Consider the following 25,328-nt stretch of genomic DNA (forward strand, 5'->3'; position numbering starts at 1 on the left):
TTGCGCGACTTCACTTTCACGTCCGACCTTCACAGTCCAAGGGGCCGCCTCAATTGCCGTCGGCATCGACCGTGAACACCACCGGCTTACCGCGGGACGTCGGCTCCCAACCCGCCGACAAGGCGGCGCGCACGCACCGTGCGATGGTCGCATCGTCGAGTTGCAGGCGGCCTCGTGGCAGGCCTTTCAAAAGCCGCTTGGGCGGCGGAAACTCGACCCAGGCTTCGCGCTGTGCGTCGCGTTCGAGGAGGGCGATCGTCATGCCCTTCCAGCCCTCGTCATCGGACTGATGCGGTTCGCGTTGCAGGTGCCACTCATAGGCGACGCCATCGACATCGACGGTGCCGCCGTTGCTATGTGATTTCGACATATCGCCGGCCCTAGCACGCCAGGCTGGTCAGGGCACGGCTTCGGCACGGTCAGATCGACCGATGGTCGAGCCGGGCCGCGCCGCCGTCAGCCGAGAAAAGACCCGTTCGCCGCAGGAGCGCATCGGCCACCGCCTGTACACCGCCTGACCGCCAGTAGCGCGCGAGGGTGCGTTGCGGCACAGCATTCCTTTTGAACGCTCTCGCCACCGTGCGGCAGCCACTTTTCCCACTGTTAACCAATGTTTGGGGAAACCGGTTTAGCGGGTTGAATATGCCGAACGGGGGTCTGCGACGAACATGGGCGATGGCCATCGCGTTGCTGTTCGCCGTGCTCGCGACGCCTGCCACTGCAGCGATCGGCACCGCCCTCGACACCTGCATCGCGCGGGTCCAGCCGCACGACACTCCCGCCACGATGTTCGGCGTACGCGACCGGTTCGATTGTCGCCGCCGGCAGAGCAGTTACGGCTCGGGCGATTTCTGGATCCGGTCGCGGCCTTTCGTCGCACCAGGCACGATGACCGCCGTCCGATTCGCCAGCACCTGGCAGGATCGCGTCACGCTCTACGTGCTCCATGCCGACGGGCATATCACCCGCCACGGCTTCGACAGCGGCCATGCGGGCAACAACCTGATGCTCGGCGCGACCTTCCAGTTCATGCTGCCGCCCCGCGCCGCGCCGCCGGTGCAGATCCTGTGGCGGGTCGAACGCTCGCTCAATCTGCGCGGCGTGATCAGCGGCGCGCGCATCGCCGACCACCACCAGGCGGCGGGTAGCGAACTCGGCATGGCGGCGCTCTATGCCGCCTTCGCCGGTATGTGCCTGGCGTTGCTGATCTACAATCTCGCCCTCTGGGCGGCGCTGCGCCAGGCATTCCAGCCGGCCTATTGCCTGATGGTGCTGTGCCTGCTCGGCTATGCCTTCTCGTCGTCGGGCCTGCTCGGCCAGATCACCAACATCGACAACAACGACCGGATGCGGATCAACTATCTGCTGCTCGCGGCATCGGCGGTCGCCGCGCTGACCTTCGCCCGCGCCTTCTTCGAACGACGCGTGTTCGACGGCTGGCTTCGTCCGGCGAGCAGTGCCGTCGCCGGTGCGGTGATCGTCACCACCATCGGCTTCGCGCTGTTCGCACCGCATTTCGCCCGGCCGATCGATGCCGCCGTCAATCTTTCCTACCTGCTGCTGCTCGGCCTCGTCCCGGCGATCCTGTGGCGGGCGTGGCGGCTGCGCAGCAATCATCTCTGGATCTTCGCGCTCGCCTGGGGCGGCCCGGTGTTCCTGGCGGGCGTGCGCATCCTCGCGGCGATGAACGTCATCGCCTGGCATTGGTGGATCGACCAGTCGACGCTGCTCGCCATGGCGATGGAGGCGGCATTGTCGTCGCTCGGCGTCGCCTATCGGATCCGCCTGCTCAGCGTCGAGCGCGACGAGGCACGCGAGCAGGAGATCGCGGCGCGGCTGCTCGCCGCGACCGATCCGCTGACCGGCCTGCTCAACCGCCGCGCCTTTCTGGAACAGGCGATCGGGCGTGAGGGCGAGCAGCGGCTGATCCTGGCCGACATCGACCACTTCAAGACGGTCAACGAGACGATCGGCCACGATGGCGGCGACGAGGTGCTGCGCGTCGTCGCCCGCGCGCTGCAGGCGGCGGTGCCGGCCGAGGGGCTGGTGGCGCGGGTCGGCGGCGAGGAATTCGCCCTGATCGTTCCGGCCGGCGTGCCGTTCGACGCGGAGGGCGTGCTCGACCGGCTGCGCGCCGAGCGCATGCCCTTCGACATGACCGTCACGGCCAGCGTCGGCACCTGCGTCGGGCCGCTGCTGCGCGAGATCGATTGGAAGGCGCTGTACCGCTGCGCCGACCGCGCCCTGTTCGAGGCCAAGGCGGCGGGGCGCGATCGCGTCCGCGATGCCGCGCCGCTGTTCCGCGCCGCCTGACCGACTGGCGCCGGAGGCGCATCTCTGCTAGGCTGCGTCGTGGAGGCAAGCGCATGGGCGATCGGCGGAAAGTTGCGATAGGCGCCGGCCTGGTGCTGGCGGCACTGTGCATGCGCCACCCGACCGCCGACATCCGGCTGATCACCCATGACGTCGGTGACCCGGCCCCGCGGCGGATGCAGGCGGCGATCGACCTGGGGCTGGTCGGCGTGTCGGTCCTCTACACCTGGACACAGCACCTGCGCTGACCGTTGCCGGATAGCCGCGCGACTCAGCCGAACACTGTCTTCAGGTTCATGAATTCGTGCAGGCCGTAGGGGCCGAGTTCGCGACCATGGCCGGAGCGCTTGATGCCGCCGAACGGCGCCTCGGGTGACGAGGCCAGCATCGCATTGACCGCGATCATCCCCGCCTCGATATCGCGCTCAAAGCGTTCGCGCTCGGCAGGATCGTTGGTCCACACCGACGAGCCAAGCCCGAAGGGGATGTCGTTGGCGAGCGCGATCGCCGCATCGATGTCGGCGGCCCTGAAGACCATCGCCACCGGCCCGAACAGCTCTTCCTGCGCCGCCGGATCATCGATCGGCACGTCGACCAGCACGCCGGCGGACATATAGGCGCCCTTGCCGGGCAGCGCTTCGCCGCCGAACAGCAGGCGGCCGCCGGCGCGTTGGATCGCATCGAGCTGGTCGAGCGTGGTCTGCCGCTGCTCCTCGCTCGACAGCGGCCCCATGTCGGTATCCGCCGCCATCGGATCCCCGGCCTTGACCGCGCGCATCGCCGCCGAAAATCGTTCCAGAAAGGCGTCGTACACATCGGCGTGGACGATCATCCGCTTGGCGCAGATGCATGACTGGCCGGTGTTCTGGGTGCGCGCCTTGACCGCCTGTTCGACCGCTTTGTCGAGATCGGCGGAGGGCATGACGATGAACGGGTCGGAGCCGCCCAATTCCAGCACGACCTTCTTCAACTGCCGGCCCGCCGCCTCGGCAACCTTGATCCCCGCGCCCTCGCTGCCGGTCAGCGTGACTGCGACGATGCGCGGATCGGCGATCAGCGCGCCGACCTTGTCAGAGCGGATGGCGAGGTTCTGGAACAGACCGGCCGGGGCGCCGGCGGCGATGATCGTCTCCTCGATCGCGGCGCCGCAGCCCTGCGTGATCGAGGCATGTTTGAGCAGCCCGACATTGCCCGCCATGATCGTCGGCGCGACGAAGCGGATCACCTGCCAATAGGGGAAGTTCCACGGCATCACCGCCAGTACCGGCCCCATCGGCAGCCAGCGCGCCTTGGCCGGGCCGGAGGCGGTGTCGAAGGTCGCCGGGGTCAGCATCGCCGGCCCCTGTTGCGCATAATGGCGGAAGGCGGCGGCGCATTTCTCGACTTCGGCGATCGCCGACTTCAGCGTCTTGCCCATTTCCCGCGTCGCAATTTCGGCGAGGCGGCGCTTGTCCGCCTCGAACGCTTCGGCGATCCGTTCCAACAGCGCCGTGCGCTCGTCGTAGGAGGTCAGCCGCCAGGCGGCATAGGCGGCGGCGGCGCGGGCGAGCCGTTGCTCGATCTGATCGGCGGTGAGCTCCGGGATGGGCGTGCCGGCCTCGCCAGTGGCGGGATTGATGCTGGTGAACATGGCGGACCGAACGCGCGGGGGCGCTTGCCCGATCCGGCGCCCTGCCGCATAGCGCCATGTTATGGATACGCCGATCGAAAACCTGTCGTTCGAGGATGCGCTGAAGGAACTGGAGCGGATCGTGTCGCGGCTGGAAAGCGGCGAAGCGACGCTGGACGAGTCGATCGCGCTTTACGAACGCGGCGACCGCCTGCGCCAGCGCTGCGCGGAGCGGCTCGATGCGGCGCAGGCGCGGATCGAGGCGATCCGGCTGGACGCCGAGGGCAAGCCGGCGGGAACGCGTCCCTTTGCCGCAGGCTGACATGATCCCGCCGGTGCTCGCCACCGCCCTCAGCGACGTCGCCGCCGACATCGATGCGCGCTTCGACCGGCTGCTCGCCGTTCCCGACGATGCCCGCGCCGACCTGTACCGGGCGATGCGCCATGCCGCCATCGGCGGCGGCAAGCGGCTGCGACCGCTGCTGGTCTGTGCCACCGCCGATCTGTTCGGCGTGTCGCGCGACTGTTCGGGCGAGGTCGCGGCGGCGATCGAGGCGATCCACGTCTATTCGCTGATCCACGACGACCTGCCGGCTATGGACGACGACGACATGCGTCGCGGCAAGCCGACGGTGCACAAGGCGTTCGACGAGGCGACGGCGATCCTGGCCGGCGACTGCCTGCATGCGCTGGCGTTCGAGGTGCTGGCCGATCCGGCGACGCACGCCGACCCGTTCGTCCGCGCCGAACTGGTGATGGCGGTCGCCCATGCCTCCGGCCCGACCGGCATGGCGGGCGGCCAGATGATGGACCTGGTCGCCGAACGATCGCGCTTCGACCTGCCGACGGTGACCCGGCTGCAGCAGATGAAGACCGGCGCGCTGATCGGCGTGTCGGTCGAGGCGGGCGCGATCCTCGGCCGGGTGCCGCCGGAGGGCCGCACCGCGCTGCGCGGCTATGCGCACGACCTCGGCCTCGCCTTCCAGATCGCCGACGATCTGCTCGACGCAGAGGGTGACGAGGCGGTGGCCGGCAAGCGGCTGCGCAAGGACGACGGCGCGGGCAAGGAGACGTTCCTGACCCTGCTCGGCATCGAGCGAGCGCGCGAGCAATGCCGCATGTTGGTCGACCAGGCGGTCGAGCATCTCAAGGGCTTCGGCGCGGAGGCGGACGTGCTGCGCGCCCTCGCCCGCTACGTCGTGACGCGCGACCGCTAAGGGGAGCCCTGCACCATGACGACCCGCATCGGCGTCTATCCCGGCACGTTCGACCCGATCACGCTCGGGCATATGGACATCATCCGCCGCGGCGCGAAGCTGGTCGACAAATTGGTGATCGGGGTGACCACCAATCCGTCCAAGTCGCCGATGTTCACGCTCGACGAGCGGATGGCGATCGTGCGGCGCGAGGTGGCGGGCATCGCCGGTGCGATCGAGGTCGTCGCGTTCGATTCGCTGCTGATGGACTTCGCCGAGCGCGAGGGCGCCAGGGTCATCGTCCGGGGCCTGCGCGCGGTCGCCGACTTCGAATACGAATATCAGATGGCGGGCATGAACCAGCAGATCAATCCGCGGGTCGAGACCGTCTTCCTGATGGCGGACGTCGCGCTGCAGCCGATCGCCAGCCGGCTGGTCAAGGAGATCGCGCTGTTCGGCGGGCCGATCGGCAAGTTCGTCACGCCGCAGGTGTGCGAAGAGGTGATCGCGCGGGTCGAGGCGATCGGCCGCAAGGGCAGCTAGTCCCGCCCGCCGGCGGGACGCGGCAAACCCCTGGCAATGTTCAGTTTGGCGCAAGCCCGGTTCTGGTCTAAGCCCGCGCCATCTTCGGGATAGGAAGTCCATGCGTTCGTTTGCCCGTTTTTTGACGCTTTCCCTGTTTCTGGCGACCAGTCCGGTGGCCGCGCAGGTCATCGAGGCCAATGTCCCCGGCCGGGCGACACCGCCGGCGATCACCGACAAGGAGAATCAGTGGCTGCTCGACCTGTCCGACGGCGGCCGGGTCACGATCTGGCTGCGTCCGGATGTCGCGCCGAAGATGGTCGAGCGGATCAAGACGCTGACCCGCCAGCATTTCTATGACGGCCTCGCCTTCCACCGGGTGATCGACGGCTTCATGGCGCAGGGCGGCGACCCGAAGGGCGACGGCACCGGCGGTTCGACGCTGCCCAACGTCGCGTCCGAATTCAACTATCTGCCCCACGTCCGCGGTGCGGTGGCGGCGGCACGGGCCGACGATCCGAACAGCGCCAACAGCCAGTTCTTCATCGTCTTCCAGCCCAGGCTCAGCCTCGACAAGAAGTACACCGTGTTCGGCCGCGTCATCGACGGCATGCAATATGTCGACGCGATCGAGCGCGGCGAGCCGCCGTCGGACCCGACCAAGATCGTCCACGCCTATATCGCCGCGGACAATCCCCCGCCCTATGCCAACATGCCGGCGCCCGCGCCGGTGACGTTGGGGGCGCCGGTGACGCTGCCCGGTGCGGGCAAGGGCACCCCTCGCCCCGCCGGCAAGGCGGCCCCCAAGAAGGTGGCACCGCAGGCCAAGTGAGGGTCGAGCTCTTCGACTTCGCGCTGCCGCCCGAGAATATCGCGCTGCGCCCCGCCAGCCCACGCGATTCGGCGCGGATGCTGGTGCTCCACGGCGACGGGACCAGCGACGCGCAGGTCCGCGACCTGCCAGACCTGCTGCGCGCCGGCGACTGCCTGGTGTTCAACGACACCAAGGTGATCCCGGCGCAGCTGGAGGGACGCCGGGGCGATGCCAGCATCGGCGCGACGCTGCACAAGCGCGAGGGGCCGCGGCGGTGGCGCGCCTTCATCCGCAATGCCAAGCGGCTGCGCGAGGGCGATGCGATCGACTTCGGCCAGGGCGTCACCGCGACCGCGTCCGACCGAGCCGACGACGGCAGCTTCGCGCTGGATTTCGCCGGCGAGGAGCCGGTCGAGTTGCTGCTCGAACGCGCCGGGCGGATGCCGCTGCCGCCCTATATCGCCGCCAAGCGCCCGACCGACGCGCGCGACGCCGACGATTACCAGACGATGTTCGCCGCGGCGGCGGGCGCGGTCGCCGCGCCGACGGCGGCGCTGCATTTCACGCCCGAACTGATGGCGCGACTGGCGACGGCGGGGATCCTGCACGAGACGCTGACGCTGCACGTCGGCGCCGGCACCTTCCTCCCCGTCAAGGCGGAGGATACCGACGCGCACCGCATGCATGCCGAATGGGGGCGGATCGACGCCGCCACCGCCGATCGGCTGAACGCGGTGCGCGCCCGCGGCAGGCGGGTGATCGCGGTCGGCACCACCTCGCTGCGGCTGCTGGAAAGCGCCGCGCAGGGCGGCGACGGCATCGCGCCGTTCGAGGGCGACACGTCGATCTTCATCACGCCGGGCTACCGCTTTCGCGCGATCGACGGGCTGATGACCAATTTTCACCTGCCCAAGTCGACGCTGTTCATGCTGGTCAGCGCGCTGATGGGGCTGGAGCGGATGCAGGCCGCCTATGCCCGCGCGATCGCGTCCGGCTATCGCTTCTACAGTTACGGGGATTCCTCGCTCCTCCTGCCGTCACGGTGATGCTTATGCTGATCGCGCTGCTGCTTCAGGTCGCACCCGTGCCGACGGCGCCGCCGACCCAGGCACAGCCGCCCGCGACCTTCGTCGTCGCGCCGGCGGCGATGGCGATCGCCGCCTGGGACGCCGACGGCGACGGCCGCACGACCCGCGCCGAGCTGCAGGCCGGCGTGCGGCGCAGCTTCGCGACCGCCGACGGCGCGAGCGGCGGATCGATCGGCTATATCGCCTTCGCCGATTGGGCGGAGCGCTGGCTGGGCGACCGCAACGCCCTGCCGAGCCCGTTCGAGGTCGATGCCGATGGCGACAACCGGATCACGCTCGCCGAGCTGGACGCGGCGTTCGGGCGGATCTTCGACCGGCTCGACAAGGACAGGGACGGCACGGTGACTCGCAAGGAAACGCTGACGATCCGCGCCAATGCCGGGATGGCGACGGGGCCGGTGCCGGGACGCGGGCGGCGGCGGTAAGACCGACGGGTTGCGGAAGGTCTCAAAGGTCGCACTTGCGCGGGGGCGGCGGTGCGGTGGAAAGTCGCAAAGGTCGCACCCGCGGCAAGCGTCCCGAGACCTTGGATGATGGATCGGACGCTGCTCGAGCCCCACTCCACCGTCATTCCCGCGGAGGCGGGAATCCAGAGACGCTGACGTGGCGGTTCCTACGATGACCTGCGCGTCTGGATCCCCGCCTTCGCGGGGATGACGGTGGCGCGAGGGCCGCCCTTTGTCCCCCGTTCATCCCGGCGAAAGCCGGGACCCATGGACTGCGCGCCAGCGGCGTGACGCGCCACCTTCAACCGATCGCCTCCGTGGGTCCCGGCTTTCGCCGGGATGACGGCCAAGAGGCTGGGCTTCCGTTCCAAGGATATAGGGGAACGAGGGGCGGGTCATCTGTCTCCATCGTCATTCCCGCGGAGGCGGGAATCCAGAGGCGCTGACGTGGCGGCCCCCATGACGACCTGCGCGTCTGGATCCCCGCCTGCGCGGGGATGACGGCTAGGGGGACGCAGCCCTTTCTCCCCCAGTCATCCCGGCGCGCGCGGGGACCCATGGACAGCGCGCCAGCGGCGTGATGCGCCACGTTCAACCGATCGCCTCCGTGGGTCCCGGCTTTCGCCGGGATGACGGCCAAGAGGCTGGGCTTCCGTTCCAAGGATATAGGGGAACGAGGGGCGGGTCATCTGTCTCCATCGTCATTCCCGCGGAGGCGGGAATCCAGAGGCGCTGACGTGGCGGCCCCCATGACCACCTGCGCGTCTGGATCCCCGCCTGCGCGGGGATGACGGCTAGGGGGACGCAGCCCTTTCTCCCCCGGTCATCCCGGCGCGCGCGGGGACCCATGGACAGCGCGCCAGCGGCGTGATGCGCCACCTTCAACCGATCGCCTCCATGGGTCCCGGCTTTCGCCGGGATGACGAAGGGGGATGGGTGCCGGGATAGGGCCCGCTAAGCCTCTCGCTTGCATGCATATTCTCGCGAGTCTTGACAGAATTGACGCCTGAACGCCGTTTCTTCCGGTCCTCTGCGCAAGCGCTCGAACGGGCATGATTGGACGATGCGAAAGAGCGGTGGAGCGATCCCCACCCACTACCCCACCTGCACCTTTGTAGGACAGCGGTTTCAGCCGCCGCCGATCCCTTCGATCACCACGCCGCTGCCGTCGCAATTCGGGCAAGGACCGCTGTCGATCCGGCCGCTGCCGTTGCAGCGCGGGCAGACGTTCTCGCCGGTGCCGGGGGTGCCGGGCGCGGCCTGATCGCCGGGGGCCATGTCGGGGTCGGTCATGCTATCCTCCTGTCTCACCGGCCCCAACGCACGAGGGGCACGCTCGACACCGGACGCCGCTTTCGTCATGAGCCCTGCCCCATGACCGAACGTTTCGCCTTCTCCATCGCGGCCACCGACGGCCGCGCGCGCACCGGCACGATCCGGATGCAGCGCGGCACGATCCGCACCCCCGCCTTCATGCCGGTCGGCACCGCCGCCACCGTCAAGGCGATGAAGCCCGGTGACGTTGCCGCCGCCGGCGCCGACATCATCCTCGGCAACACCTATCACCTGATGCTGCGGCCTGGCGCGGAGCGCGTCGCGCGGCTGGGCGGGCTGCACGATTTCATGGGCTGGTCGAAGCCGATCCTGACCGACTCGGGCGGCTATCAGGTGATGAGCCTCGCCGATCTGACCAAAAGGTCGGAGGAGGGCGTGTCGTTCAAGTCGCATCTCGACGGCACGCGCCACCTGCTCAGCCCGGAGCGCTCGATCGAGATCCAGCGGCTGCTCGGCAGCAACATCGTCATGGCGTTCGACGAACTGGTGCCGACGACCTCGACGCGCGAGGTGCAGGCGGCGGCGATGGAGCGGTCGATGCGCTGGGCGAAGCGCAGCCGTGACGCCTTCGACGGCGGCGGCGAACATGGCGCCAACAACGCGATCTTCGGCATCCAGCAGGGCGCGCTCGACGAGGGATTGCGCAGGGCGAGCGCCGATGCGCTGATCGACATCGGCTTCGACGGCTATGCGGTCGGCGGCCTCGCGGTCGGCGAAGGGCAGGAGGCGATGTTCGGCTGCCTCGACTTCGCGCCCGGCCAGCTGCCCGCCGACAAGCCCCGCTATCTGATGGGCGTCGGCAAGCCCGACGACATCGTCGGCGCGGTGGAGCGCGGCATCGACATGTTCGATTGCGTGCTGCCGACCCGGTCCGGGCGGACCGGCCAGGCGTTCACGCGGGGCGGGCCGATCAACCTGCGCAACGCCAAATTCGCCGAGGATACCGGCCCGCTCGACCCGTCGTGCGGCTGCCCGGTGTGCACGACCTGGAGCCGCGCCTATCTGCACCATCTGGTCCGCGCCGGCGAGATCCTCGGCGCGATGCTGATGACCGAGCATAATATTCGCTTCTATCAGGACTTGATGGCGGACCTGCGCGGGGCCATTGCGAGCGGCACGTTGACCGCATTCGCCAGTTCGTTTCGTGCCAAGTACCGGCGCGAGCAGGGAGAGTAAGATGGCAGACCAGTCCGCCGACCAGCCCAACGAGATCCTCGCCGCCGCCGCCGCCGCGAAAGCCTCGGGCAGCGCCGCCCAGGCGCATACCGCGGACCCGGCGAAGAAGGGCCATTGGCCGATGCGGATCATCGGCGTCGGCATCGGTTCGGCGGCGGTCGCCGCGGCGGTGCTGTTCGCCAATTCGGGCAAGGGCCAGAAAGGCAAGAAGAAGGGGTGACGGCGTCTAGGTCCTCCCCGCTTTGCGGGGAGGGGGACCAGCGAAGCTGGTGGAGGGGGGCTTCCACGCAGCGCAACGTTCGCGGATAGCCCCCTCCACCACCGCTGCGCGGCGGTCCCCCTCCCCGTGCCGGGGAGGATGATTGACACCGACCTGCGCGCCCTGCCACGCTCGCCGCTCCCATCATGTCGGAGCCTGACTCGATGCGCCTCGTTCGTGCCGCCCTGCTTCTGGGCGCCGCCCTGCTGCCGCTTGCCGCCACCGCCCAGACCCGTCCCGCCCCCATTGCATCGGCGGTGAAGCCGATCGCCTTTACCGAGCGCACCCTCGCCAACGGCCTGCGCGTCTATGCGCTGCGCGACACCTCGACGCCCAACGTCGCGGTGCAGGTCTGGTACGATGTCGGGTCGAAGGACGATCCGAAGGGGCGTTCCGGCTTCGCGCACATGTTCGAACATCTGATGTTCAAGGCGACGCGCAATCTCGTCTCCGAACAGATGGACCGGCTGACCGAGGATGTCGGCGGCTACAACAATGCGTCGACCAACGACGACTATACCAATTACTATGAGGTGATCCCGGCCAATCACCTGCAGCGGCTGCTGTTCGCGGAAGCCGACCGGATGGCGGCGCTGGTCGTCGAGCCGAAGAGTTTCGCCTCGGAGCGCGACGTGGTGAAGGAGGAACTGCGCCAGTCGACGCTGGCGCGGCCCTACGGCAAGCTCTTCTCCACCTATCTCTCGGCGGCGGCCTATACGACGCATCCCTATGCCCGTTCGACGATCGGCAGCATCGAGAATCTGGAGGCCGCGTCCATCGACGACGTGCGCGCCTTCCACGCGACCTATTACCGGCCGGACAATGCGATCCTGGTGGTGTCGGGCAATTTCGATCCGGCGCAGCTCGACCGCTGGATCGACCAGTATTTCGCCGGCATCGCCAAGCCCGCGGGCGCCATCCCACGCGTGACGGTGCAGGAGCCGGCGCGGACCAGGGCGGTCAGCTACACCGTCTACGAGCCCAATACGCCGCTGCCCGCGGTGCTGATGAGCTGGCACGTGCCGGCCGATCGCGCCGCCGACATCCCGGCGCTGACCGTGCTCAACACCATATTGTCGACCGGCGAAAGCAGCCGGATGTACGAGAGCCTGGTCTATCGCGACAGACTCGCGCAGGACGCGTCGAGCTTCCTCGACAGCAAGCAGGGCACGGGCAATCTCATCGCCTATGCGATCCTGGCGGGCGGCAAGACGGTCGACCAGGGCGAGGCGGCGCTGAAGCGCGAGATCGCCCGCTTCCGCGACGCGCCGGTGTCGGCGGCGGAACTGGCCGAGGCGAAGAACGAAATCCTGACCGCGGCGATCAGAAGCCGCGAGACCGCCGAGGGCAAGGCGCGCATCCTCGCCTCCTCCGTCATCATCGACGGCGATCCGCGCGCCGCCGACCGCCAGCTGGCGGAGATCGCCCGGGTGACCGCGGCCGACGTACAGCGGGTGGCGCGTGCCTATCTTCGGGACGACCAGTCGGCGACGATCCGTTATCTGCCGGACAGCGCCAAGCCGGCCGGCCGCAGCGGCGACACGATCGCAGTCGCCGCGACCGTGCAGACTGCGCCGCTGACCCCGCCGGCGCAGATCGCGGTGGTGACGCCCGCGCCCGAGGGGCAGCGCATCCTGCCGCCGCCACCGGGGGCGCCGGTCACGGCCAATCTGCCGCAGCCGGTGGAGACGCGACTGGCCAACGGGCTGCGCGTCATCACGGTCGAGAAGCACGACCTGCCGATCGCCACCGCCTATCTGGTTGCGACCGGTGGCGAGGCGCTCGATCCGGCCGGCCGGTCGGGCGTCAGCCAGCTCGCCGCCGATCTGATGACCAAGGGCACGACGACCCGCTCCGCGACGGAGATCGCGCGGCAGATCGAAAGCCTGGGCGCGTCGATCGGCGCCGACGCCGCCAGCGAGGGCGGCTCGGTCGCGGTGACGGTCAAGTCCGACCAGCTCGCCCCGGCGATGACGATCCTTGCCGATGTCGCGCAGCATCCGGTGTTCGCGCCGCAGGAGCTGGAACGGGCGCGCGCGCAGCAGATCGACGGGGTCACCGTCGCGCTCAAGAACCCGGCGCAGCTCGCCGCGCTGGTCGCCGATCGCGCCACCTTCGGCGCCTCGCCCTATGGCGCGCCGGGCAACGGCACCCCTTCGTCGCTGAAGGCGATCACGCGGGCCGACGTGGTCGGTGCCTATGGCCGCACCTGGCGACCGGACCAGGCGGCGCTGATCCTGGTCGGCGACGTGACGCCCGCGCAGGCGAGGACGCTGGCGGAATCGCAGCTCGGCGGCTGGCGCGCCGGTGGCACCGCCCAGACGCTGCCGCCGCCGCCGGCGCTGCCCGCACCGCGCGTCGTCGCGGTCGACATGCCGGGCGCGGGACAGGCGGGCGTCGTCGTCGAACGGCCGGCGATCGCGCGGGCCGATCCGCGCTATTACCCGCTGGCGGTCGCCAACACCGTGCTGGGCGGCGGCTTCTCGTCGCGGATCAACCAGGAGGTGCGGATCAAGCGCGGCCTCGCTTACGGCGCGTCGAGCGGCGTCGATGCGGCCCGAACGATCGGCAGCGTCGCGGCGCGGACGCAGACCAAGAACCCGACCGCGGCGGAAGTGGTGACGCTGATGACCGCGGAAATGGCGAAGATGGGCAGCGCGCCGGTGCCCGAGGCGGAGCTGGCGACGCGCAAGGCGGTGCTGGTCGGCAATTTCGGCCGCGGCATCGAGACCACCGACGGCGTCGCCGGCATATTGGGCGAATATGTCCTCGACGGCGTGTCGCTCGGCGAGCTGCAGCTTTACACGCGGAAGGTCGAGGCAGTGACCCCGGCCGAGGTGCAGGCGGCGTCGGCGGCGCTGCTCGATCCCAAGGCGGCGAGCATCGCCGTGGTCGGCGACGCCAAGCAGTTCATCGCCCCGCTGCGCGCCGCCTATCCGCAGGTCGAGACGATCGGCGAGACGCAGCTGAACCTGGACAGCGCGACGCTGAAGTGAGCCCCCCTCCCCGCGCGGGAGGGGGACGGCCCGTCCCGCCGCGGGACGGGCCGGCGATGGTGACGGACTGGCAACCCCTATCCCGCTATGGCCGGGCGATGCGGGTGCGGGCACGGACCATAAGAACGATGACGCGGGCGTGGCTGGCGCTGGTCGCGCTGGCGGCTTCGGTGCTCGTCGCGCTGGCGGTGCGGGCGGCGTGGCTGGCGATCGCCGCCCATGCCGGCGCGGTGCCGCCGCTGCCGCAGGCCACCGGCTATGAGGCGGAAGCGCATTTCCCCGGCGCCGCCCTGCTCTACGCCGCGGCGGACCGGACGGACGCGCCGGTCGCCGAACAGGCGGCGCCGGCGGTCGGCGTCACCGGGACCATCGCGCTGCCGCCGCTGCCCGCCGCCGTGGCCCGCGCCGCGCTCGGTCCGTCGATGCAGGCGGGCGCCGCCCCCTTCTCGACCCGGGCGGCGACCGCGATCGACCGCGGCCGCGCGCTCGAATGCCTGACCGCGGCGGTCTATTACGAGGCGGCGTCCGAATCGGACGCCGGCCAGGCGGCGGTGGCGCAGGTCGTCCTCAACCGCGTCCGCCATCCCGCCTTTCCGGCGACGGTGTGCGGCGTCGTCTACCAGGGATCGGAGCACGCCGGCTGCCAGTTCAGCTTCGCCTGCGACGGAGCGATGGCGCGGGTGCCGTCGCGCAGCGGCTGGGCGCGGGCGGCGCGTAGCGCGGCCAAGGCGCTCGCCGGCTATGTCTATGCGCCGGTCGGGCTGGCGACGCATTACCACACCTATGCGGTGACGCCGGCGTGGAACCGGACCTTGGTGCTGACCGACGTGGTCGGCGCGCACCTGTTCCACCGCTGGAAGGGGCCGTGGGGGACGGCGGCGGCGTTCGGCCGCCCCTATCGCGGCGGCGAGCCGCTGCCCGGGCCGCATGCACCGCCGCTGTTGCCGGTCACGCCCGCCGCGCCGGCGCTGATCGCCGCCGCCGCCCCGGTGCCGGTCGCGCCGGTGACGCCCGCGGCGGAGGTGCGCGCACCCTATGCCGACAGCGGCCGCGCGCTGTCTCCGGTCGCGGCGGCCGGCGAGGACCATCTGCCGCCGGCATCGACCGTGCTCGACAAGTGGAAGGATTCGGGCACGCCGCTGCGCTGACCCCTGTCGCTCGCGGCGTAGCGGCAGCGCGCGGGCGCCCAGGGAAGGTACCGCCGCCGACGATACCGCCCGCGGAACAGTCCCTCCATCGGCTTCGCCGGCCCCCGCCCCGCGGCGTGGGGCAGGACGGCGCCTATTTCGCCGCCTTCACATAAGTGTCGTACCAGGCGATCGCGCGCTTGGTGACGTCGCGGGACTGTTCCGGCGCCGGGACGCAATGGCCGGCGTCGGGATAGATCACCAAACTGACCGGCACATGGTTGTCCTTCAACGCATGCCACCATTCGATCGACTGGGTCGGCGGCACCTCGATGTCGCGTTCGCCGACGTAGATGAAGGTCGGCGTCTTCGCCTTCTTGGCCTGGTAGATCGCCGACACGTCCTCGTACGCCTTCATGTCGTCGTACATCGACTTGCCGAAGAACGGCAGCATCCACTGGTCGATGCCGTTGGTGCCGTAATAGCTGACCCAGTTGGACAGGCCGGCGCCGGCGACGATCGCCTTGAAGCGGTTGGTCTGGGTATTCGCCCACATCGCCATGAAGCCGCCATAGCTGCAGCCACCGAGGCCGAGGCGGTTGTCGTCGATCGGCGCCACCTTCTCGACGGCATCGATGCCGGCGAGGATGTCGCGCAGGTCGCCGCCGCCGAAATCGCGCCTGTTGGCGGCGGTGAACGCCTCGCCCTGGCCGTAGCTGCCGCGCGGATTGGGATAGAAGACGTAATAGCCCGCGCCGATCAGCTGCGCGACCATGCTGGCCGGCGTGTAGAAATTGGGCGTCGATGCCGCGGACGGGCCGCCGTGGACCATCGTGATCATCGGCGCCTTGGCGGTCGGCGCAATGCGCGGGCCGAGCAGCCAGCCCTGCACGTCGAAGCCCTCGTTCTTCCAGGTGACGCTGCGCGCGCTGGCGATCGGCTGGATCGCGTCATTGTCGTGCGTCACCTGCCGCAGCGCCGCGACCGGGCCAGCGTAGATGGCCGGGGCATGTTCGTAATCCTGCACCACCGCAGCGGCGATACGCCCATCGGCGGAGAAGACGGCGCGGCCGTCGCCCGCGGTCGCGCTCGCCGCCTTGGCGAAGCCGGGCGCGACCGGCCGGCCGGGCACCAACGTGCCAAGCCGCACCTGGTCGCCCGCCAGGCTGACGGTGCGCAGGCCGCCGCGCGTCCAGTCGATCGTCGTCACCGTCTCGCGGGCGCCCTGCGTGATGTTGCGCGGCGTGCCGCCGGCGAGCGGCACGGTGAAGACGTCGCCGCCGATCGAGCCGAAGTCGCTCATCAACCCGCCGATATAGGCGACGGTCTTACCGTCGGGCGAGACGCGCGGCTGATTGAGCTGCGTCGCCGGCTTGGCGATCTGGCGCACCGCGCCGCTCTGCGCATCGATCGCGTCGAGCGTCGCCACCCACCAATTGTTGTCGCCATTGCCCAGCGCGGTGGTCGCGACGAAGCCGCGGCCGTCGGGCGTCCAGTCATATTCGTAGATGTAGCGGCCCTGCGGCGACACCGGCGTGACGGCGGTGACGTTGCTGCCGGCGATGTCGAAGACGGCGAGCCGCTGCTCGTCATTCTGCTCGCCGATCTCGCCGATCATCCGCACGCCCGCCTGGGTCGCGCCCGATTCCTTGTTGGCGCCGAGCGTGACGAGCAGCGCCACGCGCTTGCCGTCGGGCGAGACGCGCGGCGTCTGCGCGATGCCGCGGATCGTCGCCAGCGTGCGCACCGCCCCCCTGGCGTCGGCATGATCCAGCGCGACGGTGCCGGCCTTGTAATCGCGGGCGAGGAAGACGAGGCCGCCGTCGGGCGCGAAGGTCAGGCCGGAATAGCCGCAGCTTGGGCAGGGATCGAGCGTGCCGAGGACGCGGCCGTCGGCGGCGCTGCGCAGCGTGACGACGCCGCGCGTGCCCTGCGCCTCGATCGTCGCGGTCCGGTCGCCGGCGGGGCTGAGCGCGAGGCTGCCGTAGCCGTGGATCGCAGGGGCGGTCTGGGTCGCGCCGGGCGCGGCGGCAAGGAGAATGGCAGCGGATGCAAAAGCGGCGGATTTCAGACGCATGACGGCTCCGGAACGGGCGGTGGACCGGGCCAGCTTAGCGGCCATGCGTCGCCCCGCAAGGGGAACGGGTCGCTCACCCGGACCGTTGGCGGGGGACGAGAGGAGCCATGGACATGAAGGACGATACGAAGCCGACCGAGGTGACGCGCGACCCCAATCTGTCGACCGAGCATCAGCAACCCGGCGACGCGCGCCGGCCGAGCGAGACGCTCGACAAGGGCCAGCCGCAGGGCGAGACGATCCCGCGCAAATCGTCGCTGACCAAGAATGCGTGAGCCCATCCTCCCCGGCACGGGGAGGTGGCAGGCCGCGGGCCTGACGGAGGGGGGTATCGGCCGACGCAGCGCTGCGTGGAAGCCCCCCTCCACCGCCGTCGGCGGTCCCCCTCCCCGTGCCGGGGAGGATCTGGTTACGCCGTCGCCGGTTCTCTGACCGGCAGCGCCTTGCCCGTCTCGCGATCGAGGCCCAGGGCGGTGACCACGTCGAGCGCGGTGACTGCGGCGACGAACGCCAGCGCGCCCCAGACCAGCCGGTTGCCGGGCGATTTGCGCGCGGAGGCGCCGAGCGCGGTCAGGTCCATCGCGTCGCCGAGCACGCGGTTCCAGACCGCGGTGGAATGGCCCGGCGCCTGCAGGATCGCGGCACCGGCGGCGATCTCCCGCCCGCCGAAGCCCTTGACCAGCCCCTCGTGCCCCTCGGCCGACAGGCCCTTGGCGATGCGTCGCGGCGCGAACAGTTCGGCAGCGCCTAGGGCCAGGCTGAATACCCCGAGCCCCAAGCTAAGCTTCTTATAATCCATGGTATTTCTCCGACCGGAAACGGCCCCGGCGCAACGGGCCGGACCGGGGTGCGTTCCGGGCGGATCAGGTCAGTCCTTGAGGCCCGCGGGCACGGCGCCGCCATTCTGCGACAGCTGCTGCATCACCGCCTTGTGCAGCCAGATGTTCATCTCCGCCGAACCGTCCTTGGCGCCGGTATAGCCGAGCTCGGTCGCCAGCTGCTTGCGGTTGTCGAGACTGGAATCGAGGTCGAGCAGCTTCATCAGGTCGACGATCGAATGGCGCCAGTCGAGATTGGGATTGCCCTTCTGTTCGGCGATGCGCGCGATCGCCGCTTCGGCGTCGACCGGCTGCGCGGCAGGTGCCGCGGCCTGTGGGGCGGCGGCCTGCGGAGCGGCGGCCGGTGCGGGAGCGGCAGGCGCCGGCGCGGGCGATGCCGGGCGCTGCGGCTCGGCATCGGTGGTCTGGGCATGGCCGCTGGCGGTATCCGCCTTCTGGCCGGAGAATTGGCCGCCGAGCGGCCCCTTGTCGCCGAAGATCGCGTGCTTGATCGCGCCGAAAATGCTCATCGGTAAAGCTCCTGTACGGGGAAAAGGGAATCAGGCGGCGCCGGCGCCCTCGCTGAAGCCGCTGCCGCGGTCGGCGACCAGGGTCGGCGCGGGGCCGGTGGCGGGGCGCAGCGCCTCCTTCTCGGCGTCGGTCGGCACGGCGGTGGGATCGGGGCGGAAGGCGTCGGGCGCGCGGCTGTCGTTGCCGGGGTGGGTGTCGCCCATCAGATCGGTCGGGACATGCTCCGCGGCCGGGTTGCCGGGCTGCTCCTCGAAATGCTTCTCCTCCTCGGCGCGGCCGACCGGCGCGGCCGCCATGGTCGCGGGGCGCGGGGTGACCGGCGAGGTGGTGCTGTCGCCGGGCACCGCGCCGACGCCGTCGTCGAGCGGATCGGAGGCGCGGTCGTTGGCGGCGTCACCGCGGCGGCCGGGCTTCCTGCCGGGCTGCGGACCGAAGGCGGCGGCGCCCGCGGTCCACGCCGCCGCGCCCGCCGCAAAGGCGCCGAGGCCGAAGGCGATCTTCTTGTAAACCATGGAGAATGTCCTTTCGCCGGTCGGGATACCTGCGCCCAACGGGTCAAGGCGCGGCGGCGTTCCGTGGCGAGTGGCACGTGTTCACCGGCTCAGCCCCTGCCCTTGTCCTGCGCCCACCACCGCCCCGCCCCAGCCCCAGCATCGCGAGTCTTGACAGAATTGACGCCTGAACGGCCAATCTCCGCCCTCCCGGCGCTCAGTCCTCCAGCGGGGGGAAGAGCGCGTCGGGCTGCGGGAACAGATCGCCCCAGCGCGAACGGGTGCGACCGCCCCCCTCGTCCGCCGACGCGTGCAGCGCGGCCTCCGCCGCGGCGTGAACGGTGATCGGGTCGGGCAATACCGCGTCGATGCGGGCGAGCAGCTGCGGCAGCGACCCCGCCGCCTCGTAATCGGTGAGCGCGGGATGTGCGGGCGCGCGCTTGTGGGCGAGGAGGAAGGCGATCAGCCGGTCGTTGAAGACGCGGCGGGTGCCGACCTGTTCGCCCCGGTACCAGACGGCGACCTCACGCCCCTCGATCGCATGTTCGAGTGCGATATCGAGCAGGCGCTTGCGGCCGAGATCGATCGCGACGTCCCAGGCGAGCGCGAAGATCGAGCGCGGCGCCCGGTTGCGCAGCGCATAGGCGCTCTGGCGCGAGCGGCCGACCGCGGCGGCGGCGTGGCTGACGCAGCCGGTTTCCGCCAGCGCGACGATGAACGCGCGCTGCTTCGCGGTCGACCAGCCGGCGACGCGCAGTCGCGTCGGCTGGAGCCGCGCCTCGAGTTCGCGCAGGCGGTCGCATCGGTCGTCGGCGGGCGGCTCGGGCGTCGCCGGGTCGGGCGTCTCGCCGCCGGCGGCCCGGCGGCCGGCGTCCCAGGCGGCGGCCTTCTCCTGCCAGTGCGCCTCGCTGATCGGCCGCGTCGCCTCGATCGCCGGGCCGGGGTCCTCGCCCCGTTTCGTCGCCTCGATCCCGGCGAGGATCGCGCGGTCGGTCGCCTCGCGCTGCGCCTCGCCGCGCATCCAGAAGAACTCGCTTTCGGTCTTGGTCCAGGTGCGTTGCTGCTTGCTCATCCTACCCTCCGTCGCTCGGTTGATAGGGGCGAGGCTGGCAGATCGGCGCGATGTAGGACAGCGCTTTGTTCTTGGTTTGATCTTTCGGATAGAACGAACGTGGGGCGTTTTGCGTTAGCCGCCCCTGCGCATGTCGTCAGGGATATTGCTCGCGGGCGTGGAGGATGGCGAGGATGTCGATCGCGTCCGTGCCGACGCGGTAGACGAGGATGTAGTTGGGTGGACGATCGCCCCGCGCGTGCCGGGCACGCGGCCGGGGCGGTGAATGTAGGGGTGATCGGGCAGCCGGTCGGCGGCATGCAGAATCAGCGCCTCTAGCCGGTCCGCGGCAGCAACGTTGCGTTCGGCGATGTAATCGAGAATGTCGAGAAAGTCGGCGGAGGCGTCGTCGTGTCAGACGACGGCGAGTGTCACTTCCCCCGGTGCCGATCGATGATCATGCGCGCCTCTGCCATCACCTGGTCGTGCGGGATTTTGGGGGCGGTGGACGCCATTGCCCGCTCCACCTTACCGCGGAACCACGCGTCATGCGCGACAGCGTCCTCGCTGGTCGCGAACTCCGACTCGATGGGGTTAGGTCGGTCATTAGGGGAATGTAGCGGGCCGCGGGAGCTGGCGGAAGGGAATGATGTTAAGGCTTGGCTGACATCAAATTAATTCGCGCGGGTTGCAAAAATAGCAGGTTGAGGTGAACGCGGCTAGGGAGTTTAGAACCTATACGCTACTATCTTGATCTTTTACTTCGCTTAAACTTTCTCCCCTGAATAAGCGGTCCGCAGAGTGGAATACGAGAGATGTGTGTTCGTCTATCTCCGTATCTTCATCGTCAAGAGCGATGTAGAGTCCGTAAAAACAATCTGCGATCTCTCCCAATAGATACTGCATATCGCGCTTTTGAAGCGATGGGACGGCTTCGATTTGGCGGAGTGATATGATAAAATACGAGAAAACCGCCAGTATGAAGATTGCTTGAGTTGCGCTATCACCTTTTTCCCAAATTAGGAAACTGCCAGTGTCGCGATACTGTTTGATGAAGCTGGCTCCATCAAAATGGATATTACTACTGAGGAACGGGTATATCACCTCAAAAAAAATTGCCTCATCTTCAGACGCTATTTTCGCGCAATCAAAATAAGAGGTCCTTGCCTCAAAAAATTCGCCCGAGGACGAATCAAAAATCTTGGAACGATCTATCTCCCCATTCTTCTTCAGTCGATAAGAAAATGGGCCAATGCCAACAAGCGCCTGAGCAAATAGGGTCTTGGCAAATTCTTTTTGCTCATGAAGCCTTCGTATTAAAAGTGCGCATTCAAATACACTACGTAAAAGTGAAAACGTCTCAGTCGTAAGGTGAGTACCCCAGCCGCGGTGCAATGCTTTGGCGCACTGGTGAACTTTTCCTACCAGCAGGTATTGAAAAAAAGTAGATTGAGTTTTTCCTGTTTCTCTTGGCGATTTAGCCGCATAGCTTCCAAGATGAATAACAATCATATTCAGAATATCATGAAATTCGCTCAATCTAATTGCAACAGGTCCGCCATCGGCTTCTAATAAGTCGATTCCTGCTTCGTATGCGAGCATGTATTCATCGATGGCCGCCTCGTACTCTTCCAGATCAATCGGGCTCGCCAAGTCGCGATTTTTCTCTGTAACGATCAATCCTGTGCGAGAAAATGCATAAGCAAGGTGGCCCGGCGTGCCCGCCTCTCTAAATGCCTTCATCATATCGCGGTAAAGATCATCAGGACTATACGAATAACTATCTACAAGAATCTGATCTTTTTTACTAGGTTTTCGACCAAACATTTCTCTAAAGCGATCACTTGCCTCCTTGAAGGCATCAACACCTGCTTCGTTTAGCGATATAGACTTAAAAACGCTGCCTCGGCCATCTCTGTAATACTTAACTCGTTCTGTCTGACAGCAACGTGAGTATGGCTGTCTGCTGCCGCAACCACAGGGTTCGCCTGGTGCGAACTCGGATTTCACTCCGCCGCCTCCGCCCGCGCACCCTTCAACAAAGGCGCCAGATACTTCCCCGTGTAACTCCGCGGCTCCTTCACCACCTCTTCCGGCGTGCCGGTGGCGACGATCTCGCCGCCCTTCACCCCGCCTTCCGGCCCCAGGTCGATGATCCAGTCGGCGGTCTTGATGACGTCGAGATTGTGCTCGATCACCACCACGGTGTTGCCCTGCTCGACCAGTTGGTGGAGCACTTCGAGCAACTTGCGCACGTCCTCGAAGTGGAGTCCGGTGGTGGGTTCGTCGAGGATGTAGAGCGTGTTGCCGGTGGCTCTCCGCGACAATTCCTTGGCGAGCTTGACGCGCTGCGCCTCGCCGCCGGACAAAGTCGTCGCCTGCTGGCCGACCTTGACGTAGCCCAAACCGACCTCGACCAGCATCTCCATCTTGTCGCGGATCGGCGGCACCGCCTTGAAGAACTCGGCGGCATCCTCGACCGTCATGTCGAGCACGTCGGCGATGCTCTTGCCCTTGAACTTCACCTCCAGCGTCTCGCGATTGTAGCGCGCGCCGTGGCAGACGTCGCAGGTGACGTAGACGTCGGGCAGGAAGTGCATCTCGATCTTGAGCACGCCGTCGCCCTGGCACGCCTCGCAACGGCCGCCCTTGACGTTGAAGCTGAACCGGCCGGGCTTGTAGCCGCGCGCCTGCGCCTCCGGCAGGCCGGCGAACCAGTCGCGGATCTGCGTGAAGCTGCCGGTGTAGGTCGCCGGGTTGGAGCGCGGGGTGCGGCCGATCGGCGACTGGTCGATGTCGATCACCTTGTCGAGGTGCTGGAGCCCCGTCACCTTGTCGTGCTTGCCGGCGAGGATTCGCGCGCCGTTCAATTGGCGCGCGGCGGCGGCGAAGAGCGTGTCGATGGTGAAGCTCGACTTGCCCGAGCCGCTGACCCCGGTGATGCAGGTGAAGGTGCCGAGCGGCACGCTCGCGGTGACGCCGGTGAGGTTGTTGGCGCGGGCGTTGTGGACGGTCAGCTTCTTGCCATTGCCCTTGCGGCGCGTGGCGGGGACCGGCACCTCGCGCACGCCGTTCAGGTAATCGGCGGTGACGCTGGTCTTGCTCTTCAGCAATTGCTTGAGCGTGCCCTTGGCGACGACCTGGCCGCCGTGGACGCCGGCGCCCGGCCCCATGTCGATGACATAGTCGGCGGTGCGGATCGCATCCTCGTCATGCTCGACGACCAGCACGGTGTTGCCGAGGTCGCGCAGCCGGCGGAGTGTCGCGAGCAGCATGTCGTTGTCGCGCTGGTGCAGGCCGATCGACGGTTCGTCGAGCACGTAGAGCACGCCGGACAGGCCGCTGCCGATCTGGCTGGCGAGGCGGATGCGCTGGCTTTCGCCGCCCGACAATGTGCCGCTGGTGCGGTCGAGGTTGAGATAGTCGAGCCCGACGTTGTTGAGGAAGCCGAGGCGCTCGACGATCTCCTTGAGGATGCGTTCGGCGATCGCGCGCTGCTGGTCCGACAGCGTGTCCGGCATGGCGGTGAAGAAGGTTAGCGCGTCGACCACCGACAGATGGGTGGCGTGGGCGATGTCCTGGCCGGCGATCTTGACCGCCAGTGCCTCCGGCTTGAGGCGCGCGCCGTGGCAGACCTCGCACGGGCGGCTCGATTGGTAGCGCGACAGTTCCTCGCGCATCCACGCGCTCTCGGTCTGCAGCATGCGGCGGTTGAGGTTGCCGATGACGCCCTCGAACGGCTTCTTGACGTCGTAGCTCTTCTTGCCGTCGATGAAGGTCAGCGTGACCGGCGTCTTGCCGGTGCCGAACAGGATCTTGTCCTGTACCTCCGGGTGGAGGTCCTTCCACGGCGTGTCGAGGTCGAACTTGAGCTCGCGCGCGAGGGAGCCGAGCACCTGCATGTAATAGGGCGAGGGCGGATTGGACTTGGCCCAGGGCACGACCGCGCCCTTCTTGATGGAAAGGTCGTGATTGGGGACGACGAGATCCTCGTCGAACAGCAATTTCTCGCCGAGGCCGTCGCAGGCCGGACAGGCGCCCTGCGGCGCGTTGAACGAGAACAGCCGCGGCTCGATCTCGGGAATGGTGAAGCCGCTGATCGGGCAGGCGAACTTCTCGCTGAACACGATGCGGCCCGGCGGCGCGTGATCGCCGAGCACCGCCGACTTGGGCGTGTGCGGGGTATATTCGTCGGTCGCCGGATCGGCCGGGTCGACATAGGCCAGGCCGTCGGCAAGCGCGAGCGCGGTCTCGAAGCTTTCGGCGAGACGGGTGGTGATGTCCTCGCGGATCACCAGCCGGTCGACGACCACCTCGATGTCGTGCTTGAACTTCTTGTCGAGCGCGGGCGCCTCGTCGATCTCGTGGATCTGGCCATCGATGCGGACGCGGGTGAAGCCCGCCTTCTGCCACTCCGCCAGCTCCTTGCGATATTCGCCCTTGCGGCCGCGCACCACCGGCGCGAGCAGATAGAGGCGCGTCCCCTCCGGCAGGGTCATGACGCGGTCGACCATCTGGCTGACCGTCTGCGCGGCGATCGGCTCGCCGGTCGCCGGGCTGTAGGGGATGCCGACGCGCGCCCACAGCAGGCGCATGTAATCGTAGATCTCGGTGACCGTCGCCACGGTCGAGCGCGGATTGCGGCTGGTCGTCTTCTGCTCGATCGAGATCGCCGGCGACAGGCCCTCGATATGGTCGACGTCCGGCTTCTGCATCAGTTCGAGGAACTGGCGCGCATAGGCCGACAGGCTCTCGACATAGCGGCGCTGCCCCTCGGCATAGATGGTGTCGAAGGCGAGGCTCGACTTGCCCGAGCCGCTGAGGCCGGTGATCACCGTCAGCGTGTCGCGGGGGATGTCGACGTCGACGTCCTTGAGATTGTGCTCGCGCGCGCCGCGGACGGAGATGGTGGTGAGGCTCATGCTCGCGGTTCTACTTCTGTTCCGGGGATTATGCTAGGTTGGGCAGATAGGAACGCACGAACCGGCCTGCCAGCACCCGTTGATTTGATGCGGGCGTGTATTACCTAGCTGTAGCACAGCGAAGAGGCAGTCATGAGCAAGAAGAGCGGCGACAAGAAGAAGACCAAGAAAGCGAAGCTGCCCAAGGAGGTGATGGGCATCCGCCTGCCCAAGGAGGTGCGCGAGATCGGCGGTGCGGTGCTGGAGAAGGCCAACACGCCGCAGGGGCGCGAGATGCTCGCCGCCGGGCTGACGATGGCCGCCGCCGCGGCGAGCGCCGCCGTCGCCAAGGGCCGGGCCAAGCGCGAGGCTGCGGCCGCGCCAGTGCCCCCCGTGCCGCCGACGCCCGCCGGTCCCGATGCGCCGCCCGCGCCCCCCGCCCCGCCCCACGCTCCGCCGACGCCGCCGCAGGGCACGCAGGGCGACCCCGATCCGGCGGCGATGCTGGCGATGGTCGGCACGGTTGCGGAAAGCGTGCTGGGCAAGCTGTTCGGCAAGAAGGCCTGACGAAAAAGGGG

27 protein-coding genes and 1 pseudogene are annotated in these 25,328 nt (G+C 68.4%); 14 read left to right on the top strand and 14 right to left on the bottom strand.

Annotated features, from left to right (window positions below):
• Positions 1-49: 49 nt before the first annotated feature.
• Entirely contained in the window at positions 50-370 is a 321-nt protein-coding gene (locus ACU5AX_RS09355) for a hypothetical protein (RefSeq protein ID WP_446690658.1), read from the bottom strand.
• Positions 371-419: 49 nt separating this feature from the next.
• A complete protein-coding gene (locus ACU5AX_RS09360) occupies positions 420-683 on the bottom strand; it encodes a hypothetical protein (RefSeq protein WP_446690659.1) in 264 nt (87 codons plus the stop codon).
• Here ACU5AX_RS09360 and ACU5AX_RS09365 point away from each other — a divergent pair.
• Positions 676-2,313 (top strand): GGDEF domain-containing protein, encoded by a 1,638-nt coding sequence (locus tag ACU5AX_RS09365; protein ID WP_446690660.1) that lies wholly within the window; start codon positions 676-678, stop codon positions 2,311-2,313. The two genes, ACU5AX_RS09360 and ACU5AX_RS09365, sit on opposite strands and share 8 nt — an antisense overlap.
• Before the next feature lie 53 nt (positions 2,314-2,366).
• Entirely contained in the window at positions 2,367-2,561 is a 195-nt protein-coding gene (locus ACU5AX_RS09370) for a hypothetical protein (protein ID WP_446690661.1), read from the top strand.
• Between the two features lie 23 nt (positions 2,562-2,584).
• On the opposite strand, the gene ACU5AX_RS09375 is transcribed toward ACU5AX_RS09370, so the two are convergent.
• The gene (locus ACU5AX_RS09375; protein ID WP_446690662.1) at positions 2,585-3,943 is read right to left on the bottom strand and encodes an NAD-dependent succinate-semialdehyde dehydrogenase; all 1,359 of its coding nucleotides are present in this window, start codon (positions 3,941-3,943) and stop codon (positions 2,585-2,587) included.
• 61 nt (positions 3,944-4,004) lie between these two features.
• Between ACU5AX_RS09375 and ACU5AX_RS09380 the strand changes: the two genes are divergently transcribed.
• The 6 genes from ACU5AX_RS09380 to ACU5AX_RS09405 all read left to right on the top strand — a co-directional run bounded on the left by ACU5AX_RS09380 (position 4,005) and on the right by ACU5AX_RS09405 (position 7,967).
• Positions 4,005-4,244, top strand: a complete 240-nt coding sequence (locus ACU5AX_RS09380; RefSeq protein WP_198353606.1) for an exodeoxyribonuclease VII small subunit — start codon at positions 4,005-4,007, stop codon at positions 4,242-4,244.
• 1 nt (position 4,245) lies between these two features.
• Entirely contained in the window at positions 4,246-5,139 is an 894-nt protein-coding gene (locus ACU5AX_RS09385) for a polyprenyl synthetase family protein (protein ID WP_446690663.1), read from the top strand.
• Positions 5,140-5,154: 15 nt separating this feature from the next.
• Positions 5,155-5,661, top strand: a complete 507-nt coding sequence (gene coaD / locus ACU5AX_RS09390) for a pantetheine-phosphate adenylyltransferase (protein WP_446690664.1) — start codon at positions 5,155-5,157, stop codon at positions 5,659-5,661.
• Positions 5,662-5,761: 100 nt separating this feature from the next.
• Entirely contained in the window at positions 5,762-6,472 is a 711-nt protein-coding gene (locus ACU5AX_RS09395; RefSeq protein WP_198353609.1) for a peptidylprolyl isomerase, read from the top strand.
• On the top strand, positions 6,469-7,500 hold the full coding sequence (queA, locus tag ACU5AX_RS09400; RefSeq protein WP_446690665.1) for a tRNA preQ1(34) S-adenosylmethionine ribosyltransferase-isomerase QueA: 1,032 nt from the start codon (positions 6,469-6,471) through the stop codon (positions 7,498-7,500). The genes ACU5AX_RS09395 and queA overlap by 4 nt, the downstream gene beginning before the upstream one ends.
• Positions 7,501-7,505: 5 nt before the next feature.
• Positions 7,506-7,967: an EF-hand domain-containing protein gene (locus tag ACU5AX_RS09405; RefSeq protein ID WP_446690666.1), complete on the top strand. Its 462-nt coding sequence runs from the start codon at positions 7,506-7,508 to the stop codon at positions 7,965-7,967.
• A 1,149-nt stretch (positions 7,968-9,116) separates the two neighbouring features.
• On the opposite strand, the gene ACU5AX_RS09410 is transcribed toward ACU5AX_RS09405, so the two are convergent.
• A complete protein-coding gene (locus ACU5AX_RS09410) occupies positions 9,117-9,281 on the bottom strand; it encodes a hypothetical protein (RefSeq protein WP_446690667.1) in 165 nt (54 codons plus the stop codon).
• A gap of 81 nt (positions 9,282-9,362) precedes the next feature.
• Between ACU5AX_RS09410 and tgt the strand changes: the two genes are divergently transcribed.
• The 4 genes from tgt to ACU5AX_RS09430 all read left to right on the top strand — a co-directional run bounded on the left by tgt (position 9,363) and on the right by ACU5AX_RS09430 (position 14,902).
• The gene (tgt, locus tag ACU5AX_RS09415; RefSeq protein WP_446690668.1) at positions 9,363-10,499 is read left to right on the top strand and encodes a tRNA guanosine(34) transglycosylase Tgt; all 1,137 of its coding nucleotides are present in this window, start codon (positions 9,363-9,365) and stop codon (positions 10,497-10,499) included.
• A 1-nt stretch (position 10,500) separates the two neighbouring features.
• Positions 10,501-10,719 carry a hypothetical protein gene (locus tag ACU5AX_RS09420; protein WP_198353614.1) on the top strand — a complete coding sequence of 73 codons (219 nt, stop codon included), beginning with the start codon at positions 10,501-10,503 and terminating at the stop codon, positions 10,717-10,719.
• A gap of 203 nt (positions 10,720-10,922) precedes the next feature.
• Positions 10,923-13,754, top strand: coding sequence for a M16 family metallopeptidase (locus ACU5AX_RS09425; protein ID WP_446690669.1), 2,832 nt, complete (start codon positions 10,923-10,925; stop codon positions 13,752-13,754).
• A 128-nt stretch (positions 13,755-13,882) separates the two neighbouring features.
• Positions 13,883-14,902, top strand: coding sequence for a cell wall hydrolase (locus ACU5AX_RS09430; protein ID WP_446690670.1), 1,020 nt, complete (start codon positions 13,883-13,885; stop codon positions 14,900-14,902).
• A 133-nt stretch (positions 14,903-15,035) separates the two neighbouring features.
• Here the strand turns inward: ACU5AX_RS09430 and ACU5AX_RS09435 are convergent, their stop codons facing one another.
• The gene (locus tag ACU5AX_RS09435) at positions 15,036-16,958 is read right to left on the bottom strand and encodes a S9 family peptidase (protein ID WP_446690671.1); all 1,923 of its coding nucleotides are present in this window, start codon (positions 16,956-16,958) and stop codon (positions 15,036-15,038) included.
• A gap of 113 nt (positions 16,959-17,071) precedes the next feature.
• Between ACU5AX_RS09435 and ACU5AX_RS09440 the strand changes: the two genes are divergently transcribed.
• On the top strand, positions 17,072-17,233 hold the full coding sequence (locus tag ACU5AX_RS09440) for a hypothetical protein (RefSeq protein WP_446690672.1): 162 nt from the start codon (positions 17,072-17,074) through the stop codon (positions 17,231-17,233).
• 134 nt (positions 17,234-17,367) lie between these two features.
• On the opposite strand, the gene ACU5AX_RS09445 is transcribed toward ACU5AX_RS09440, so the two are convergent.
• The 9 genes and pseudogenes from ACU5AX_RS09445 to uvrA all read right to left on the bottom strand — a co-directional run bounded on the left by ACU5AX_RS09445 (position 17,368) and on the right by uvrA (position 24,771).
• Positions 17,368-17,757, bottom strand: coding sequence for a hypothetical protein (locus ACU5AX_RS09445; protein WP_446690673.1), 390 nt, complete (start codon positions 17,755-17,757; stop codon positions 17,368-17,370).
• 69 nt (positions 17,758-17,826) lie between these two features.
• Positions 17,827-18,306, bottom strand: a complete 480-nt coding sequence (locus ACU5AX_RS09450) for a DUF3597 domain-containing protein (protein ID WP_446690674.1) — start codon at positions 18,304-18,306, stop codon at positions 17,827-17,829.
• Between the two features lie 30 nt (positions 18,307-18,336).
• Positions 18,337-18,819, bottom strand: a complete 483-nt coding sequence (locus ACU5AX_RS09455) for a hypothetical protein (RefSeq protein ID WP_446690675.1) — start codon at positions 18,817-18,819, stop codon at positions 18,337-18,339.
• A 196-nt stretch (positions 18,820-19,015) separates the two neighbouring features.
• Positions 19,016-19,870 carry a hypothetical protein gene (locus ACU5AX_RS09460; protein WP_446690676.1) on the bottom strand — a complete coding sequence of 285 codons (855 nt, stop codon included), beginning with the start codon at positions 19,868-19,870 and terminating at the stop codon, positions 19,016-19,018.
• 136 nt (positions 19,871-20,006) lie between these two features.
• A complete protein-coding gene (locus ACU5AX_RS09465; RefSeq protein ID WP_446690942.1) occupies positions 20,007-20,081 on the bottom strand; it encodes a hypothetical protein in 75 nt (24 codons plus the stop codon).
• Positions 20,082-20,158: 77 nt separating this feature from the next.
• Positions 20,159-20,233 (bottom strand): annotated as a pseudogene (locus ACU5AX_RS09470) (hypothetical protein); the annotation flags it as partial.
• A 47-nt stretch (positions 20,234-20,280) separates the two neighbouring features.
• Positions 20,281-20,439 carry a type II toxin-antitoxin system RelB family antitoxin gene (relB, locus tag ACU5AX_RS09475; RefSeq protein ID WP_446690943.1) on the bottom strand — a complete coding sequence of 53 codons (159 nt, stop codon included), beginning with the start codon at positions 20,437-20,439 and terminating at the stop codon, positions 20,281-20,283.
• A gap of 145 nt (positions 20,440-20,584) precedes the next feature.
• Positions 20,585-21,859, bottom strand: coding sequence for a hypothetical protein (locus ACU5AX_RS09480; protein ID WP_446690677.1), 1,275 nt, complete (start codon positions 21,857-21,859; stop codon positions 20,585-20,587).
• Entirely contained in the window at positions 21,856-24,771 is a 2,916-nt protein-coding gene (gene uvrA, locus ACU5AX_RS09485; protein WP_446690678.1) for an excinuclease ABC subunit UvrA, read from the bottom strand. The genes ACU5AX_RS09480 and uvrA overlap by 4 nt, the downstream gene beginning before the upstream one ends.
• Before the next feature lie 132 nt (positions 24,772-24,903).
• On the opposite strand from uvrA, the gene ACU5AX_RS09490 reads away from it, so the two are divergent.
• Complete coding sequence (locus ACU5AX_RS09490) at positions 24,904-25,317, top strand: hypothetical protein (protein ID WP_198353628.1); 414 nt, start codon at positions 24,904-24,906, stop codon at positions 25,315-25,317.
• Positions 25,318-25,328 lie beyond the last annotated feature (11 nt).

Source organism: Sphingomonas benefaciens (assembly GCF_052907485.1).

What these genes read in the sequence shown, in the direction of transcription:
- ACU5AX_RS09355 (WP_446690658.1), bottom strand. Translation starts at nt 370, where the DNA reads ATGTCGAAATCACATAGCAACGGCGGCACCGTCGATGTCGATGGCGTC.
- ACU5AX_RS09365 (WP_446690660.1), top strand. Translation starts at nt 676, where the DNA reads ATGGCCATCGCGTTGCTGTTCGCCGTGCTCGCGACGCCTGCCACTGCA.
- ACU5AX_RS09360 (WP_446690659.1), bottom strand. Translation starts at nt 683, where the DNA reads ATGGCCATCGCCCATGTTCGTCGCAGACCCCCGTTCGGCATATTCAAC.
- ACU5AX_RS09370 (WP_446690661.1), top strand. Translation starts at nt 2,367, where the DNA reads ATGGGCGATCGGCGGAAAGTTGCGATAGGCGCCGGCCTGGTGCTGGCG.
- ACU5AX_RS09375 (WP_446690662.1), bottom strand. Translation starts at nt 3,943, where the DNA reads ATGTTCACCAGCATCAATCCCGCCACTGGCGAGGCCGGCACGCCCATC.
- ACU5AX_RS09380 (WP_198353606.1), top strand. Translation starts at nt 4,005, where the DNA reads ATGGATACGCCGATCGAAAACCTGTCGTTCGAGGATGCGCTGAAGGAA.
- ACU5AX_RS09385 (WP_446690663.1), top strand. Translation starts at nt 4,246, where the DNA reads ATGATCCCGCCGGTGCTCGCCACCGCCCTCAGCGACGTCGCCGCCGAC.
- coaD (WP_446690664.1), top strand. Translation starts at nt 5,155, where the DNA reads ATGACGACCCGCATCGGCGTCTATCCCGGCACGTTCGACCCGATCACG.
- ACU5AX_RS09395 (WP_198353609.1), top strand. Translation starts at nt 5,762, where the DNA reads ATGCGTTCGTTTGCCCGTTTTTTGACGCTTTCCCTGTTTCTGGCGACC.
- ACU5AX_RS09405 (WP_446690666.1), top strand. Translation starts at nt 7,506, where the DNA reads ATGCTGATCGCGCTGCTGCTTCAGGTCGCACCCGTGCCGACGGCGCCG.
- ACU5AX_RS09410 (WP_446690667.1), bottom strand. Translation starts at nt 9,281, where the DNA reads ATGACCGACCCCGACATGGCCCCCGGCGATCAGGCCGCGCCCGGCACC.
- tgt (WP_446690668.1), top strand. Translation starts at nt 9,363, where the DNA reads ATGACCGAACGTTTCGCCTTCTCCATCGCGGCCACCGACGGCCGCGCG.
- ACU5AX_RS09420 (WP_198353614.1), top strand. Translation starts at nt 10,501, where the DNA reads ATGGCAGACCAGTCCGCCGACCAGCCCAACGAGATCCTCGCCGCCGCC.
- ACU5AX_RS09425 (WP_446690669.1), top strand. Translation starts at nt 10,923, where the DNA reads ATGCGCCTCGTTCGTGCCGCCCTGCTTCTGGGCGCCGCCCTGCTGCCG.
- ACU5AX_RS09430 (WP_446690670.1), top strand. Translation starts at nt 13,883, where the DNA reads ATGACGCGGGCGTGGCTGGCGCTGGTCGCGCTGGCGGCTTCGGTGCTC.
- ACU5AX_RS09435 (WP_446690671.1), bottom strand. Translation starts at nt 16,958, where the DNA reads ATGCGTCTGAAATCCGCCGCTTTTGCATCCGCTGCCATTCTCCTTGCC.
- ACU5AX_RS09440 (WP_446690672.1), top strand. Translation starts at nt 17,072, where the DNA reads ATGAAGGACGATACGAAGCCGACCGAGGTGACGCGCGACCCCAATCTG.
- ACU5AX_RS09445 (WP_446690673.1), bottom strand. Translation starts at nt 17,757, where the DNA reads ATGGATTATAAGAAGCTTAGCTTGGGGCTCGGGGTATTCAGCCTGGCC.
- ACU5AX_RS09450 (WP_446690674.1), bottom strand. Translation starts at nt 18,306, where the DNA reads ATGAGCATTTTCGGCGCGATCAAGCACGCGATCTTCGGCGACAAGGGG.
- ACU5AX_RS09455 (WP_446690675.1), bottom strand. Translation starts at nt 18,819, where the DNA reads ATGGTTTACAAGAAGATCGCCTTCGGCCTCGGCGCCTTTGCGGCGGGC.
- ACU5AX_RS09460 (WP_446690676.1), bottom strand. Translation starts at nt 19,870, where the DNA reads ATGAGCAAGCAGCAACGCACCTGGACCAAGACCGAAAGCGAGTTCTTC.
- uvrA (WP_446690678.1), bottom strand. Translation starts at nt 24,771, where the DNA reads ATGAGCCTCACCACCATCTCCGTCCGCGGCGCGCGCGAGCACAATCTC.
- ACU5AX_RS09490 (WP_198353628.1), top strand. Translation starts at nt 24,904, where the DNA reads ATGAGCAAGAAGAGCGGCGACAAGAAGAAGACCAAGAAAGCGAAGCTG.